This window comes from Phaeodactylibacter luteus, assembly GCF_007993045.1.
GTDB classification, from domain to species: domain Bacteria; phylum Bacteroidota; class Bacteroidia; order Chitinophagales; family Saprospiraceae; genus Phaeodactylibacter; species Phaeodactylibacter luteus.
The window spans coordinates 1-1,123 of sequence record NZ_VOOR01000146.1 but is presented as its reverse complement, the minus strand read 5'-3'; the positions used below and the strand labels follow the sequence as shown (position 1 = coordinate 1,123).

The 1,123-nt window shown below is 50.5% G+C and carries 1 protein-coding gene; it reads left to right on the top strand.

The features are described 5' to 3' along the window. A partial coding sequence (locus FRY97_RS21880) for an ISAs1 family transposase (RefSeq protein WP_170254842.1) occupies positions 1-1,123 on the top strand: 1,123 nt, incomplete at both ends.

Sequence of the window (1,123 nt, the reverse complement as noted above, 5' to 3'; positions counted from 1 at the left end):
CTATAGCGGAAGGTCTTCTGCACCACTTCGAAGATGTCCCTGACCCCCGTTCTGCAAAAGGCGTACGGCACTCGTTACGGACCATACTGACCATCTCTTTTGTCGCCACCATTTGTGGGGCAGATGAGTGGACAGAGATAGAACAGTTCGGCAAAGAGAAGCTGCGCTTGTTCCAAGAAACGTTCAATGTAGCTCAGCGTGGGGTCCCGTCTCACGACACTTTTGGCAGGCTTTTTTCCATAATAGAGCCCAAAGCCTTCCAAGAGTGCTTCCTGGCCTGGATGAAGTCCATAACTGAAATTGGGGGGCAGATATCCATTGATGGCAAGACGATGCGAAGCAGTTTTGACACTTTCAATGAGCGTTTGTCCCAGCATGTGGTGAGCGCCTATGGGAATGATTCGGGCTTGGTATTGGCACAGACAGCCACGGCAGAAAAGTCGAACGAGATCAAGGCCATCCCGCAGCTTTTATCGCTGCTCGACTTAAATGGCTGCTTGGTGACAATAGACGCTATGGGCACTCAGACCGCGATTGCCCAGCAGATTGTCGACGCAAAAGGTGGCTACCTTTTGGCAGTCAAAGGCAATCAGGGCAGTCTGTATGAAGAGATAGCAGAAACTTTTGAAAAGGTTGGCGTACAAGGCGATTCGTATGAAATCAAGGAAGTCAATAAAGATCATGGGCGCTTGGAGCAGCGCCATTATACCACCTGCCCGGCACAAGATTACCTCACGGCCGGACAATTGGAGAAATGGCCGGGTCTTAAAACGATAGTGATGACGGACAACTATACAGAATTTGTGACGGGCAAGAAGGCCGGCCAAAGCCGAGGCCGGGAGCGCAGGTTTTTCATCACCACGCTCGATGCTGCTGAGATTGAAAAGATAAAAGCCGCCATCCGCAGCCACTGGGCCATCGAGAACTCCCTGCATTATATATTGGATGTCGCGTTTGGAGAAGACGATAACCGGACAAGGAAAGGCAACGCCGCTGTCAATCAAAACCTCGTGCGCCACTATGCCCTCAATTTGCTGAAAAAAGAGACAAGTACGAAAGTCGGCATCAAGGCTAAGCGAAAAAAGGCCGGATGGAATGACGAATACCTTTTCAAGGTGTTAGC